A 14,249-nucleotide genomic window follows, 5' to 3' on the forward strand; every position below is an offset into this window, starting at 1 on the left:
CCTATCGGGACGCGTGCCTATCGGGACGTGTCGAAGACCTCGTCGCGGGTGGTCGCGAGGGCGCTCTCGAGCGCCCCGCGCAGGACGGGGTCCCGGTCGACGCCGCCGAGGACGAGTCTCGGCCGGGAGGCGGCGAGCTCGGCCAGTTCGGACTGGACGCGCTCGCGCAGCGGCTCCCCGCCGGCGACGATCGCGTCACCGGAGAGGACGACGAGTTCGGGGTCGAGTACGGCGACGAGGGAGGCGAGACCGGTGGCGACGCGCTCGGCGTACTGGTCGAGCAGCGCCGCGTACCGGGGGTCGTCCCCGTGGTGGGCGGCGGCGTGGTGGAGCAGCCGGGCCGCGGTGGCCACATAGGGCTGCTCGGGAGTCTCGATGGAGAGCGACCGGGCGATCCGGGGTACGGACTGGACGCCGGCGAGCTCCTGGAAGCCGCCGGAGTTGGCCTTGGTGACCTGCCGTACGAGCGGGGTGCCGGGCACGGGCAGGAAGCCGACCTCGCCGGCGCCGCCGGTGAAGCCGCGGTGGAGCCGGCCGCCGAGGACGAGGGCGGCGCCGAGGCCCTCCTCGTTCCACAGCAGCACGAAGTCCTCGTGGCCCCGGGCGGCGCCCAGGCGCTGCTCGGCGACGGCCACCAGGTTGACGTCGTTCTCGTACTCGAACGGCATCGGCAGCACGGCCGCCAGCTCCTCCAGGAGCGTGGGGGAGTGCCAGCCGGGCAGGTGGGAGGCGTACCGCAGGCGGCCGGTGGCCGGGTCGAAGGCGCCGGGGGTGCCGATGACGAGCCGGTGCACGTCGGCGCGGGTGATCCCGGCGTCCTTGACGGCGCCGTCGAGGGCGGTGGTGACCTGGCGGACGACGCCGTCGTTGCCGCGGCCCGGGGTGAGCAGCTCGAACTCGCCGACGACCGTGCCGGTGACGTCGGCGACGGCGGCGCGGATCCGGTGCGGGTTCGCGTCGATGCCGGCGGCGAAGGCGGCCCGCGCGTTCACGGCGTACAGCTGCGCGCTGGGTCCCGGCCGGCCCGCGGTGGTCCCGGTGGCGACGACGAGCCCGGCGGCCTCCAGACGGGCGAGCAGCTGGGAGGCGGTCGGCTTCGACAGGCCGGTGAGCTTGCCGATCCGGGTGCGGGACAGGGCCCCGTGCTCCAGGAGCAGATCGAGGGCGGCGCGGTCGTTCATGGCCCGCAGGACGCGCGGGGTGCCGGGGGTACCCGGGGTCGTACCGGCCATGACGACGCACCTGCCTCACTACACTGTTAGGAAAGTTTCCTATTCGGTGGGAGGACGGTAGGGCGGCCGTCACCGGGGCGTCAATACCCGGGAACGCGCGAAGCCCCCGAAGGCAACCAAAGCGTTACCTGCGGGGGCTCCGTGCGCCAGTGGGCGGGTGCGGGTTACTTCATGAGGTGCGGCTACTTCATGAGGTCCGGCTTCGGCAGCGGGCTGGCCGCCGCGCCCTGCGGGGACGTCGGCGAGGCGAAGACCGAGGGCGCCGCCATGGACGCCGTCGGGTCCGCGGGGGACTCCTCCGCCTGCGCCGGGAGGCCGCCGACGATCCGGATGCCGGCCTCGTCCAGGCCGCGCTTGATCCGCCAGCGCAGCTCGCGCTCCACGCCCAGGGCCTTGCCCGGCATCGTCTTCGCCGAGACCCGGATCGTCATGGAGTCGATCAGCACCTCGGTGAGGCCGAGGATCTCCACCGGACCCCACAGCCGCTCGTTCCACGGCTCTTCCTTCGCCATGGACACCGTGGCCTCGTCGATCACCGACTTCACCCGGTCCATGTCCTCCGTCGGCCGGACCGTCACGTCGACCGCCGCCGTCGCCCAGCCCTGGCTGAGGTTGCCGATCCGCTTGATCTCGCCGTTGCGGACGTACCAGATCTCGCCGTTGTCGCCGCGCAGCTTCGTCACCCGCAGACCGACCTCGATGACCTCGCCCGAGGCCACGCCCGCGTCCACCGAGTCACCGACGCCGTACTGGTCCTCCAGGATCATGAAGACCCCGGAGAGGAAGTCCGTGACCAGGTTCCGCGCGCCGAAGCCGATCGCGACACCGGCGACGCCGGCGGAGGCGAGCAGCGGCGCCAGGTCGATCTTGAACGCGCCGAGGATCATAAGACCCGCCGTGCCCAGGATCACGAACGACGCGACCGAGCGGAGCACCGAGCCGATCGCCTCCGAGCGCTGGCGCCGCCGCTCGGCGTTGACCAGGAGCCCGCCGAGCGCGGTGCCCTCCACGGCCTGCGCGGAGCGGTTCATCCGCTCTATGAGCTTGGTCAGCGCGCGCCGGATCGCCATCCGCAGAAGGAGGGCGACGACCAGGATGAGCAGGATCCGCAGGCCGGTGTTCAGCCAGGTGGACCAGTTCTCCTCCACCCAGCCCGCGGCGTTCGTCGCCTTCTCCGCGGCCTCGTCGAAGGTGACGGGGACCTTCTGCGGATCGTCGGCGGTCTGCGGGGCGGACCAGAGCACGAGAAACCTCCAGGCGTGGCGTACGCGAACATCCACACTAACGGGGCACAAGGCGTGCTCCTGTTGTGCTGTTCGAGGGAGAGACCGACCTCACGCGGGGATGTACCCGGTGACGATGCCGATGTGGTCGAGAACACTCCAAGCCCGTTACGGGTACGTGGTGGCGCTCCGACCAGGCATGAGGAGAGACTGAGAGCAGTTCGTCCCGGCGCGAGCCACGCGCCGCCGGCGTATTAGGAGGCATCCGTGCCGCATGTCCTGGTCCTCAACGCGTCGTACGAGCCCCTCGGCGTCGTACCGCTCCGCCGCGCGCTCGTCCTCGTCCTCGAGAACAAGGCACTCTGCCTCGAGGAGTCCGGCGCCTTCCTGCACAGCGAGACCCGCGTCATCCCCGCACCGAGTGTGGTCCGGCTGAAGCGGTTCGTGCGGGTCCCCTACCGGGGGCCCGTTCCTCTGACCCGCAGAGCCCTCTTCGCCCGTGACGGCGGGCGTTGCATGTACTGCGGTGGCGTCGCAACCAGCGTCGACCACGTCATTCCGCGCAGCCGCGGGGGCACGCACGCCTGGGAGAACGTCGTGGCGGCCTGCCGCCGCTGCAACCACGTCAAGGCCGACCGGCACCTGCACGACCTGGGCTGGCGGCTGCGCCATCAGCCCGCGCCGCCCAGCGGCCTGGCCTGGCGGATCATCGGGACCGGACATCGGGACCCACGCTGGCTGCCGTACTTGCAGCCGTACGGCGCCGACGACGTGATGGCCCGGATCGACGCCGTCTCCATCGCCCCCACGGGGGCCGTGAAGGCGGGTTGAGCCGGGCCTTCGTCGTCCGTACGCCGTCCAGAGCCGGGGGCGCCGCGCCGGGGCGCCCCCGGCTCGGCTCTACCGCGGCTGCTCGGGCTGCTCCGGCGTCTCGGGGATCCCAGGCACCGTGGGTGTCTCGGGCGTCTCGGGTGCCTTGGGGGTGGCCGGAGGGGCCACCGCGTACGTCTCCACCGACCAGAGCGAGTAGCCGTACTTCGTCGCGCGCGTGTCGCCCTGGACCCGCAGGAAGCGGGTGTCCGCCGCGTCCATGCGGACGCTCTCGCGGCCGCCCCGCCCGTCGGCGACGGTGGCCGCCGTGCGCCAGGTGCGGCCGTCGGGGGAGACCTGGATGCGGTAGCGGGAGGCGTACGCGTCCTGCCAGTGCAGGACCACCTGCCCTATCCGGGCCGGGTCCGCCAGCTCCAGCTGCCACCAGGCGCCGTCCTCCGCAGGGGAGGACCAGCGGGTGGCCGGATCGCCGTCCAGGGCCGAGACCGCCGGGAAGTCGGGGGTCTCGTCACCGGAGGACGCGGCCGTCGCCGTGCGCGCCAGGTCCGGGCCCGCCGTGCGCGGGAACGCGCGGACCGTCAGGACCCGCTCCTCGCCCGCGAAGGAGACCGGCACCCGGTACTCGCCCACGGGCACGTCCGGGGCGACCGACACCTGGAGCGGCACCGTCGCGCGCGTGCCACGCGGAATCCGGGCCTCCGCGGGCATCCGTACCTGGATGCCCTTCGGCGCCCGCGCCGTCAGCGCCCCGCGCACCTCGTCGGTGGACCGGCCCACGAGCCGGACGTCGACCCGCTGCGCGGGCCCGCCGATCTCGGCGTCCGTCGCGGACCGGGCCAGCTCCAGCTCGGCGCGCGGCTCGTCCGCGAACCACGGCACCAGGGAACGCACCTTCGGGGCGACCGGTCCGGTCGCGCCGTCCCACACGACCCGGACGGCCTCCGCGCGCAGCCCCTTCATGTCCGTCTGCGTCCAGCCGGTCGGGGAGACCGGGCCGAGCGCCCGCCAGCCCTCGCCGTGGACGTACGCCTCCACGCGCGCGGAGTCCCCCGAACCGGGCTCCGTCATCACGGTCACCGCGTCCACGGGCCGTGAGCGGTCGAGGCGGAGGGTGTACGCGTCCGGCTCGACGGCCACGTCCGCAGGACGCCCGGTCGTGCGCTCGCGGTCGGCGCCCGTCCAGGCCGCGGCCTCCGTCACCGCGCGCGTGAGGAAGGGGTCGAGGACGCCCGTTCCGACGGTCGCCCCGCTCGCCCGCGCCGCCTCGCGCAGCGGCTCGAGGCGGAGCTGGGCCTGCCAGGCGGCCGCGCCGTCGCCGCTGCCCTGGGCGAGCAGCATGTCGACCGCCGTCTCGCCCGCGAGGCCGTAGCGCGAGAGCTGCTCCAGCCAGGGCCCGACCTCGTCGTCCAGGGTGCCGTCGGCGGTCGCGGCGAGCCGCCGCGGGGCCTCCCGCATCACGGTGAACGCCGCCCGCAGCTCGCGCGCCGCCTTCTCCCGTACCGCCCGGTCCTGGGACGTACGGGTGTTCCAGAACGCGGTCATCAGCGGCTTCAGGTACGCCGACTCGCCCGCCGGGTCGAGCAGCGAGGAGGCGTCGTTGCCGGCCAGGGCCCGCAGCGCCTCGCGGGCGGCCGGGTTCGGTCCCGCCAACTCGTCGACGGCGGCCCGCCAGGACTCCTGGGGCCGGTAGCCCTTCGGGTTCCAGGCGTAGTCGGCGGCGGTGAAGAGCGGGATGCGGGAAGCCGCCGGCTGCTCCATGGCGTTGGCGAGGAACGCGGCCGAACCGGCCGCCACGGCCGGCTCGCGGCCCTGGGAAGGGCCGAGGAAGAGCCGGTCCTGGGCGTAGTCGTTGACCGGGTAGTTGTCCATCGTGACCAGCGGCCTGCGCAGCGCGTCGCGGGCGCCGGCCAGGTCGCGCCCGGTGATGGCGCGCGGTACGGCGCCCACGCCGGTCCAGGCGACCTGCACCCCGGTGTCGAGGCCGGCGGCGAGCGCCGTGCGGTACGCGGTCGCCCCGTCCTGGTAGTACTCCGTCGGCATCAGCGTGAGCGGCTCCGCGCCCGGGTACCGCTCGGCCAGGTGCCGGGCGACCGCGTTCGCCACGCGCGCGTGGGCGGTCGCGCCCGCCTCGGGCCCGCGCCCGAAGGTCTCCCGGTCCTTGGAGCAGTGCCACTCGCTGTAGCTGACGTCCTGGAACTGGAGCTGGAAGGAGCGCACCCCCAGCGCCCACATCGCGTCGACCTTGCGGGTCAGCGCCTTCACGTCGGCGTCCGACGCCAGGCACATGGACTGCGCGGGCGCCACGGCCCAGGCGAGGGTCACGTGGTTGGCGCGGGCCCGTTCGGCGAGCGCGCGGAACTCGGCGCGCTGTTCGGCCGGGTAGGGGTCGCGCCACTGGGTCTGGCGGTACGGGTCGTCGCCGGGCGCGTAGAGGTACCGGTTCTGCTTGGTGCGGCCCATGAAGTCGAGCTGGGCGAGCCGCTGTTCGTGGCTCCAGGGGCGGCCGAAGAAACCCTCGGTGAGGCCGCGCACGGCGGTGGCGGGCCAGTCGCGGACGACGACTCCGGGGATCAGCCGCTCGCCGGCGTCCTGACCCTCGGCATGACTCTCGGCGTCCTGACCATCGACCTGACCTCCGACCTGACCTTCGACCTGACCTTCGGCGTGACCCTCGATCAGCTGACGGAGCGTCTGGACGCCGTGGAAGAGCCCGTCCGGGCCGACGCCGTCCAGGGCGACGGTGTCCCGGCCGCCCACCGGGCCCGTCGCGAGCCGGTAGCCGCCGCGCGGCAGATCGCCCCGCTCGGCCACGCGCAGCGCCCGCAGGGCCTCCTGGGAGGCCGTGGGGCCCACACGGAGCACAGGGCCGCCGCCCGGCAGGGTCGTGTGGACGGTCCGTACGCCCGCCGTCCGCAGCACCTCGCGCAGCGCGGCGACCGCGTACGGGTCGGCGTCGGGGTCGACGAGCAGCGTCACCTCGCCGCCGAGCCGCACGGCGGGACCCGCCTCCCGCAGGGACTGCGGGCGCGGCCACACGGCAGGCTCGGCCGGACTCTGAGGTACGTCGGGGGTGGTGACGGGGGAGACCGGGACGGCCTGGGCCGCCCCGGGGACGCCGCCGCCGAGGAGCCCGCCGATCACGGCGGCGGCCACGGCCGTTGCCGTCCGCTTCCTGCGCCCGAGGTGCACGCCGAACTCCTCTCTGCTCCCCCGTTGGTCACGAGTAGGTCACGACCCCACCACCCGTCCGGCGGGGTGTCAACGTGCGTGGCCGATGTGCCCGGTTTGCCCGCCCGGCTTTCGGCGAGGTGGCACCGCCGCGCCGACTTCCGCCGGTAAAACGGGGTGCGGTGGGTAGGGCTTGGTCGTTCCACCTGTCGAGACGAAGCCGGGAGTACCCCCGTGACCGTGACCACCCCCCACTTCACCGAGATACCCGTACCGAAACAGGGCCCGCTCACCAGCGAGCCGCCCCTCGCCGACCAGGCGCCGCTGACCAGCGAGCCGCCGCTCGCGGACGCGGCCCCCCTCACCAGCGAACCGCCCCTGACCCCGGCGGCCCCGCTCACCAGCGAACCCACCGCCCCCTGGACCTCGGGCGGCACGGAGTCCTCCGGCATGTGACCGCCGGGCCGCGCCGGGCCGCAGGCGAGGTCCACCACCGACCCAGACCTCTGGAGTGTGAAGTGACCCTGGCCCGCCTCGCCGCCCTCCACGGCGTCGCCACCGCGTACGAGCCGTCCGAGGGCGTCACCGTCCAGGTGCCCGACGCCACGGTCGTGGCCGTGCTCGCCGCCCTCGACGTCGACGCCGGTACGCCCGAGGCCGTCGCCGCCGCCCTGGAGGCCGCGCGGCGGGCCGAGGAGGCCCGGTTGCTCCCGCCGACGCTGGTCCGCTGGCAGGACGGCCCCGCGCGGCCCCCAGAGGGCCTGCCGCCCGGCACCCGGCTCCGCGTGACCACCGAGTCGGGCGAGGTCCTGGAGGGCGCTGAGGTCGTGGAGGGCGTCGAGGGCGCTGAGGGAGTCGAGGGCGCCGACTGGGGCGGCCTGCCGCTCGGCGTCCACCGGATCGAGGCACTGGCCCCCGACGGCCGGAGCGACACCGGCACGCTGATCGTCGCCCCCGCGCGCGTGGACCGGCCCGAAGGGCGGGTCTTCGGGCTGCTCGCCCAGCTGTACTCGGTGCTCTCCGCGCGCTCCTGGGGCATGGGCGACCTCGGCGACCTGCGCGAACTCGCCACCTGGGCGGGCCGGACGCACGGCGCCGGCTTCGTCCAGGTCAACCCGCTCCACGCGGGCGTGCCCGGGGCGCCCACCGACCCGTCCCCGTACCGCCCGTCCTCCCGCCGCTTCCCCGACCCCGTCCATCTGCGGATCGAGGACGTCCCGGAGTACGACTTCGTCGGCCCGGAGTACCGCGACCGCCTGGACGCGATCCTCGCCGACGCCGCCGAGCTGCGCGAACGCGTGCTGCGCAAGGGCGCGTTGATCGACCGGGACGCGGTGTGGGAGCTCAAGCGGCGCGCCCTTGAGCTCGTGGCGACGGTGGAGCTCGGCCCCGGCCGGCGCGCCGAGTACCGCGACTTCCTCGCCGAGCGGGGCCGCGCCCTGGAGGACCACGCCACCTACCAGGCCCTCGCCGAGCGGCACGGCCACCACTGGCGGTCCTGGCCACAGGAGCTGCGCGATCCGCGCGCGGCCGCCGCGGCCGTCCGCGCCGACGGCGAGCTGACGGCCCGGGTCGACTTCCACTGCCGGCTCGCCTGGCTGACGGACCGCCAGCTGGCCGCCGCGAGCACGGCCGCGCGGGAGGCCGGGATGGCGGTCGGGATCGTCCACGACCTCGCGGTCGGCGTCCATCCCGACGGCTCCGACACCTGGGCGCTCCAGGACGCGTTCGCCGCCGGCATGTCGGTCGGCGCCCCGCCCGACGCCTTCAACTCCCGCGGCCAGGACTGGGGTCTGCCACCGTGGCGCCCCGACACCCTCGCCGCCTCCGGCCACGCCCCGTACCGAGGTCTCCTGCGGGAGCTGCTTCGTCACGCTGGCGCGCTGCGGATCGACCACGTCATGGGCCTGTTCCGGCTCTGGTGGGTCCCCGAGGGCCGCGAACCCACCGAAGGCACCTACGTCCGCTACGACTCCGAGGCGATGCTCGCGGTCCTCGCCCTGGAGGCCCACCGCGCCGGCGCGGTCGTCATCGGCGAGGACCTGGGCACCGTCGAGCCGGGGGTGCGCGACGGGCTCGCGCGGCGCGGGGTGCTCGGCACCTCCGTGCTCTGGTTCGAACGGGACTGGTCGGGCACGGGCCGCCCGCTGGCCCCCGAGGAGTGGCGCACCGACTGCGTGGCCACGGCCACCACGCACGACCTGCCCTCCACCGCCGCGCGGCTCTCCGGCGACCACGTCGACCTGCGCCACCGGCTCGGGCTGCTCACCGGCGACCTGGGACACGAGCGCGCAAGGGACGCGGCGGAGGCCGGCGAGTGGCTGACGTGCCTGGAGCGGCTCGGACTGCTCCCGGAAGGCCCGGGCGACGAGGAGGCCGAGGTCAGGGCCGTCCACCGGTTCCTGCTGCGGACACCGGCCGCCATGGTCGGGGTGTGGCTGCCCGACGCGGTGGGGGACCGGCGGCCCCAGAACCTGCCCGGGACCTGGGACCAGTACCCCAACTGGCGGCTGCCGGTGGCGGGCCCGGAGGGGCAGCCGATGACCCTGGAGGAGCTGGCCGCCTCGCCCCGGGCACACCGCCTGTTCGAGGTCTTCGCCCCCCTCGCCGGGTCCCGTACGGCACCCCCGGACGCGCGCCCCGTTTAGCTGTTCGCTACGTTTGCACCGTGGACAAGAAGAACGCCCTGCGCGCCGGTGCTGTCGCGGCCGGTACGACGCTGATGATGCTGCTCATGTCGTCTCCCGCGCTCGCGCTGACCCGCGACGACGGTGACGACCCGGCCCCCAAGCTGAGTGTCGTGGAGACCGTCGGCCTGTTCGTGGCCGCGCCGATCGTGCTGTTCCTGGTGATCGCCGGTCTCGTGATGGTGCTCGACAAGTCCGACAGGCCCAAGAAGGCCTGAAGACCTCATAGCTCTTCGAGGGCGCCGCGCCGGTACATGAGTACCGGCGCGGCGCCCTCGCGTGTACGCGCGGGCTTGGGGCCTCCGCCCAGGCTCAGGCCACCGTCGTCGCCAGGAGCTTGCGCAGCAGCCCCGCCAGCTGCTCCGCCTCCTCGGGCGTGAGCGCGGTCTCCAGCGCCTCCCGCTGCTGCGCGAGACCGGCGCCGACGGCCTGGTCCACCAGCTCCATCCCGCGCTCGCTGAGCGTCACCCGCAGCCCGCGCCGGTCGTTCGGATCGGGGCTGCGGCTGAGCAGGCCCGCCTTCTCCAGCTTGTCGAGCCGGCCCGTCATCCCGCCCGTGGTGATCATCAGCGTGGCGGTGAGCTCGCGCGGCGAGAGGGTGTAGGGCGCTCCCGAGCGGCGCAGGGTCGCCAGGACGTCGAACTCCCCGAGCGACATGCCCCCGTAGGGGGAGTACGCCTTGTCGACCCGGCCGCGCATCGCCCCGGCCAGCCGGTAGATCCGCCCGAAGACGGCCATCGGAAGCGTGTCCAGGTCGGGGCGGACGACCGCCCACTGGTCGGTGATGGCATCGACGGCGTCGTGCGTCGCGGGTTCTGTGCGGTCCATGCCCGAAAGCATCTCACGAGGAAGCCACTTGCCAGTAAGTAGCTTATTGCTAAGCTACTTACTGGCAAGTGGCTCACCAATCGCTCCGACAAGGGGGGACCCGTCATGTCCCGCAAGGCCGCCGTCGTCGCCCTGACCGCGCTCGCCCCGATCTCCTGGGGCTCCACCTACTTCGTCACCACCGAGTTCCTGCCGCCCGACCGGCCTCTCTTCACCGGCCTCATGCGCGCCCTGCCCGCCGGGCTCCTGCTCCTCGCCGTCACCCGCAAGCTGCCGCGGGGGGCCTGGTGGTGGAAGGCGGCGGTCCTCGGGGCGCTCAACATCGGCGCCTTCTTCCCGCTCCTCTTCCTCGCCGCGTACCGGCTGCCCGGCGGCGTCGCGGCGGTCGTCGGCTCCGTCGGCCCGCTCTTCGTGGTCGGCCTGGCCGCGCTCCTCCTCGGCGACCGGCCGACCGTACGGGCCCTGCTCACCGCCGTCGCCGCCGCCTTCGGCGTCAGCCTCGTCGTCCTGAAGGCGGGCGCCGCCCTCGATCTCGTCGGCGTGCTCGCCGGACTCCTCTCGGCGGTCTCGATGTCGGCCGGCACCGTCCTCACCAAGCGCTGGGGCAGGCCCGAGGGGGTGGGCGCGCTCGCGCTCACCGGCTGGCAGCTGACCGCCGGCGGCCTGGTGATCCTGCCGATCGCCGCCCTCGTCGAGGGCGCCCCGCCCGCCCTGGACTCCACGAACCTGCTCGGCTACGCCTACCTCGCCCTCGGCAACACCGCGATCTCCTACTTCCTCTGGTTCCGCGGGATCGAGCGGCTCAGCGCCTCGTCCGTGACCCTCCTCGGCCCGCTGTCGCCGATCACTGCGGCCGTCGTCGGCTGGGTGGCCCTCGGTCAGGCGCTCGGCCCGGTCCAGCTCGCCGGCATGGCGATCGCCTTCGGCGCCACCCTCTTCGGCCAGCTGAACCCCCGTACCCCGAAGGGCACCACCAAATCGTTCATCTCAACTGAACAGAACGATCGGAAACTTTCGATGGACCTGGAGGTTTCCTCGATGCGACGGTAGAGGCCACCCCGACCGAAAGGATCACCGTGGCGCTCCTGGACCACGTCCGTACCGCCGGGACCGACCCCACCGCCCCGCGCCACCTCGCGCGGGGCGCGGGCGTCGGACTCCTCCTCGCGCTCGTCGCCACGGTCGTCTGGTCCGGCAGCTTCGTCGCCTCCCGCGCCCTGCACGACTCCGTCCCGCCCGTCCAGGCCGCCTTCTGGCGCTGGATCGTGGCGATCCTCGCCGTCGCGCCCTTCGCGGTCCGCGAGACCTGGCGGCAGCGCGCGCTGATCCGCCGCCACCTCGGCTTCGTCACCCTCGCCGCGCTGCTCGGCGTCACCGTCTACAACACCCTGGTCAACCAGGCCGGACTCACCACCTCCGCAGGCAACATGGGCATGATCATGGCCGCGTCCCCGGTCCTCATGGCGGTGTACGAACGGCTCGGCGGCGCCCGCCTCGGCGCCCGGCGGGTGACCGGCATGCTGATCGCCTGCGCCGGCGTCCTGCTCCTGGTCGGCGAGGGCGCCCTGCCCACCCGGCTCACGGCGGGCGACCTGTGGATGCTGGCGGCGGCGGTCAGCTTCGCCTCGTACAGCGCCCTGCTCAGGCGCCGCCCCGCCGAACTCGGCGGCCTGGCCTTCCTCTTCACCACCTTCGTGCTCGGCGCCCTGATGCTGCTCCCGGCGTACAGCGTCAGCCTCGCCGTCCAGGGCGGCTTCGAGCCCACGGCCGGCACGGTCGGGCCCCTGGTCTACGTCGGCGTCCTCTCCTCCGCCGTCGCCTTCCTCGCCTGGAACAAGGCCATCGCCCTGATCGGCGCGGCCCGCGCCGGAGTCGTCTACTACCTCCAGCCGGCCTGCGTGGCCCTCCTCTCGTACGCCCTCCTCGGCGAGGAACTCGGCCTCCTGGGCGGCGCCTGCATGGCCCTGATCCTCGGCGGCGTCGCCCTTGCGAGCGCCCAGGCCGCCCGGGCCAGGGCCCGGACGTGACGGATCCCCGTGGGGCGCCGGGTAGGTTGCGCCCCATGACCGAGTGGGACATCAAGAAGCTCCAGATCCTCCGTACCCTCCGCGACCGCGGCACCGTCACCGCGACCGCGGAGGCGCTGCTCATGACCCCCTCGGCCGTCTCCCAGCAGCTCACCAACCTGGCCAAGCAGCTCGGCGTGCAGCTCCTGGAGGCGCAGGGGCGGCGGGTCAGGCTCACCGACGCCGCCCACCTCGTGCTGCGGCACGCCGAGGTCGTCTTCGCCCAGTTGGAGCGCGCCGACGCCGAACTGGACGGCTATCTGCGCGGCGAGGCCGGGCAGGTGCGGGTGGCCGCGTTCTCCACGGCCGTCCCCGCCCTCGTCGTCCCCGCCGTCCAGCAGCTGCGCGCCGCCCACCCCGGGCTCCAGGTCAAGGTCCGCGAGGCCGAGGCGGCGGAGGCGTACGAACTCCTCGGCACCGGCGACGTCGACCTCGCGCTCTCGCTCGCCGCCCACGCCCCCTCCGCGCGCGACCCCAAGTTCAGCCGCGTCCCGCTCCTCGCCGACCCGCTCGACGTCGCCCTGCCCGCCGACCACCCGCTCGCCGACGCGCCCGGGCTCCGGCTCGCCGACCTCTCCGCCGAACACTGGATCTTCGGCGGCTCCGGACCCTGGTCCGAGATCACCACCGCCGCCTGCGAGGCCGCCGGGTTCGTCCCCGAACAGGCCCACAGCGCCTCGGGCTGGACCGCCATCCTCGCCATGGTCGAGGCCGGGATGGGCGTCGCGCTCGTCCCCCGGATGGCCTCCGCCGAGCGGCGCGGCGAGCGCGGGGTCGTCATGCGGGTCCTCTCCGCCGACCAGCCGCGCCGTCATGTCGTCGCGGCGGTACGGCGCGGGGCCGAGGAGGGCCCCGCGGTGGCCCGGGTTCTCGCCGCGCTCCGGCAGGCGGCCGTCCAGCGCGAGACCGTTCAGTAGAACTGAATACACCTGTCGAAAACATTCGATGGACCCGCTGCGTCCTGGAAGCGCACAGTCGTTCCATGAGCCTCGACGAGAACGCCGCGAACGCCGACCCGCACGCCAACGACGCCGCCCCCTACGGCGGCGGCGACCCGTACGCCGACTACCGCACCGGTGACTTCCCCTTCACCGAGCTCGTCGACCTGGCCGACCGTCGCCTCGGCGCCGGTGTCGTCGCCGCCAACGACGAGTTCTTCGCCGAGCGCGAGAACCTCCTCGTCCGCGAGCGCGCCGTCTTCGACCCGGAGCACTTCGGGCACAAGGGCAAGATCATGGACGGCTGGGAGACCCGCCGCCGCCGCGGCGCCGACGCCGAGAACGTCTTCCCCGCCCCCGAGGACCACGACTGGGCGATCGTCCGCCTCGGCGCCGCCGGCGTGATCCGCGGCATCATCGTCGACACCGCCCACTTCCGCGGCAACTACCCGCAGCGGGTGTCGATCCAGGCCGCCGCCGTCGAGGGTTCGCCGAGCCCGGATCAGCTCCTCGCCGACGACGTGAAGTGGGAGGAGCTCGTCCCGCCGACCCCCGTGCGCGGCCACGCCGCCAACGGCTTCGCGATCGACGTCGAGCGCCGCTTCACCCACGTACGGGTCTGCCAGCACCCCGACGGCGGCATCGCACGCCTCCGCGTCCACGGCGAGGTCGTCGCGGACCCGGAGTGGCTGGAGCTGCTCGGCACCCTCGACCTGATCTCCGTACTCAACGGAGGCGTGTACGAGGACGCGTCGGACAAGTTCTACTCCTCGCCGACCCAGATCATCCTGCCCGGCACCTCCCGCAAGATGGACGACGGCTGGGAGAACCGCCGCCGCCGCGTCCGGGGCACCAACGACTGGGTCCGCTTCCGGCTCGCCGCCCAGGGTGCCGTACGCGCCGTCGAGATCGACACCGCGTACCTCAAGGGCAACTCGGCCGGCTGGATCGCGCTCCAGGGCTGCAACGGCGATCCCTCGGGAAGCGCGGAGTGGTTCGAGATCATCCCCCGGACCAAGCTCCAGCCCGACACCCTGCACCGCTTCAAGCTCCCCGCGCAGGCCGTCGTCACCCACGTCCGCCTGGACGCCTTCCCCGACGGCGGTGTCGCCCGCATGCGGCTGCACGGCGCGCTGACGGAGCAGGGCGCGGCCGACCTGCGCGCCCGCTACACGGCCCTCGGCGGCTGACGAGCCCCTAGCCCCAAGGTCTCCGCCCGGCGGGCGGCCGCGCACCGACGCCCGCCCGCCGAGCGGACTCGAAACGGACGAAGGGG

Annotated in this window: 12 protein-coding genes; 8 read left to right on the forward strand and 4 right to left on the reverse strand. The window is 74.1% G+C overall.

Going from position 1 to position 14,249, the window contains the following annotated elements; translation table 11 throughout:
• Positions 1–17 precede the first annotated feature (17 nt).
• Together ACFWRO_RS06000 and ACFWRO_RS06005 are read right to left on the reverse strand one after the other, a co-directional pair.
• Positions 18–1,232, reverse strand: a complete 1,215-nt coding sequence (locus ACFWRO_RS06000) for an ROK family protein (RefSeq protein ID WP_384504860.1) — start codon at positions 1,230–1,232, stop codon at positions 18–20.
• Positions 1,233–1,414: 182 nt separating this feature from the next.
• Entirely contained in the window at positions 1,415–2,476 is a 1,062-nt protein-coding gene (locus tag ACFWRO_RS06005; RefSeq protein WP_384504863.1) for a mechanosensitive ion channel family protein, read from the reverse strand.
• Positions 2,477–2,722: 246 nt separating this feature from the next.
• Here ACFWRO_RS06005 and ACFWRO_RS06010 point away from each other — a divergent pair, with 246 nt between their 5' ends.
• The gene (locus tag ACFWRO_RS06010; protein ID WP_384504865.1) at positions 2,723–3,286 is read left to right on the forward strand and encodes an HNH endonuclease; all 564 of its coding nucleotides are present in this window, start codon (positions 2,723–2,725) and stop codon (positions 3,284–3,286) included.
• Between the two features lie 69 nt (positions 3,287–3,355).
• Here the strand turns inward: ACFWRO_RS06010 and ACFWRO_RS06015 are convergent, their stop codons facing one another.
• Positions 3,356–6,475 carry a beta-N-acetylglucosaminidase domain-containing protein gene (locus ACFWRO_RS06015; protein ID WP_384504867.1) on the reverse strand — a complete coding sequence of 1,040 codons (3,120 nt, stop codon included), beginning with the start codon at positions 6,473–6,475 and terminating at the stop codon, positions 3,356–3,358.
• Between the two features lie 213 nt (positions 6,476–6,688).
• Between ACFWRO_RS06015 and ACFWRO_RS06020 the strand changes: the two genes are divergently transcribed.
• The 3 genes from ACFWRO_RS06020 (at position 6,689) to ACFWRO_RS06030 (ending at position 9,359) form a co-directional block, all read left to right on the forward strand.
• A complete protein-coding gene (locus ACFWRO_RS06020; RefSeq protein ID WP_384504870.1) occupies positions 6,689–6,910 on the forward strand; it encodes a hypothetical protein in 222 nt (73 codons plus the stop codon).
• A gap of 62 nt (positions 6,911–6,972) precedes the next feature.
• A complete protein-coding gene (gene malQ / locus ACFWRO_RS06025; RefSeq protein ID WP_384504873.1) occupies positions 6,973–9,102 on the forward strand; it encodes a 4-alpha-glucanotransferase in 2,130 nt (709 codons plus the stop codon).
• 20 nt (positions 9,103–9,122) lie between these two features.
• Positions 9,123–9,359, forward strand: coding sequence for a hypothetical protein (locus ACFWRO_RS06030; RefSeq protein ID WP_384504876.1), 237 nt, complete (start codon positions 9,123–9,125; stop codon positions 9,357–9,359).
• Positions 9,360–9,453: 94 nt separating this feature from the next.
• Here the strand turns inward: ACFWRO_RS06030 and ACFWRO_RS06035 are convergent, their stop codons facing one another.
• Positions 9,454–9,969, reverse strand: coding sequence for a MarR family winged helix-turn-helix transcriptional regulator (locus ACFWRO_RS06035; protein ID WP_384504879.1), 516 nt, complete (start codon positions 9,967–9,969; stop codon positions 9,454–9,456).
• A 105-nt stretch (positions 9,970–10,074) separates the two neighbouring features.
• Between ACFWRO_RS06035 and ACFWRO_RS06040 the strand changes: the two genes are divergently transcribed.
• The 4 genes from ACFWRO_RS06040 to alc all read left to right on the forward strand — a co-directional run bounded on the left by ACFWRO_RS06040 (position 10,075) and on the right by alc (position 14,163).
• Positions 10,075–11,019 carry an EamA family transporter gene (locus ACFWRO_RS06040; protein ID WP_384504882.1) on the forward strand — a complete coding sequence of 315 codons (945 nt, stop codon included), beginning with the start codon at positions 10,075–10,077 and terminating at the stop codon, positions 11,017–11,019.
• Between the two features lie 26 nt (positions 11,020–11,045).
• The gene (locus tag ACFWRO_RS06045; RefSeq protein WP_384504885.1) at positions 11,046–11,996 is read left to right on the forward strand and encodes a DMT family transporter; all 951 of its coding nucleotides are present in this window, start codon (positions 11,046–11,048) and stop codon (positions 11,994–11,996) included.
• A 35-nt stretch (positions 11,997–12,031) separates the two neighbouring features.
• On the forward strand, positions 12,032–12,952 hold the full coding sequence (locus ACFWRO_RS06050) for a LysR family transcriptional regulator (protein WP_384504888.1): 921 nt from the start codon (positions 12,032–12,034) through the stop codon (positions 12,950–12,952).
• Between the two features lie 65 nt (positions 12,953–13,017).
• Positions 13,018–14,163 carry an allantoicase gene (alc, locus tag ACFWRO_RS06055; RefSeq protein WP_384504892.1) on the forward strand — a complete coding sequence of 382 codons (1,146 nt, stop codon included), beginning with the start codon at positions 13,018–13,020 and terminating at the stop codon, positions 14,161–14,163.
• Positions 14,164–14,249 lie beyond the last annotated feature (86 nt).

This window comes from Streptomyces sp. NPDC058579 (assembly GCF_042718575.1).
GTDB lineage: Bacteria > Actinomycetota > Actinomycetes > Streptomycetales > Streptomycetaceae > Streptomyces.

Bases quoted from the DNA above. Each gene is read 5' to 3' on its own strand.
- ACFWRO_RS06050 (WP_384504888.1), top strand. From the start codon at position 12,032: ATGACCGAGTGGGACATCAAGAAGCTCCAGATCCTCCGTACCCTCCGC.
- alc (WP_384504892.1), top strand. From the start codon at position 13,018: ATGAGCCTCGACGAGAACGCCGCGAACGCCGACCCGCACGCCAACGAC.
- ACFWRO_RS06035 (WP_384504879.1), bottom strand. From the start codon at position 9,969: ATGGACCGCACAGAACCCGCGACGCACGACGCCGTCGATGCCATCACC.
- ACFWRO_RS06040 (WP_384504882.1), top strand. From the start codon at position 10,075: ATGTCCCGCAAGGCCGCCGTCGTCGCCCTGACCGCGCTCGCCCCGATC.
- ACFWRO_RS06000 (WP_384504860.1), bottom strand. From the start codon at position 1,232: ATGGCCGGTACGACCCCGGGTACCCCCGGCACCCCGCGCGTCCTGCGG.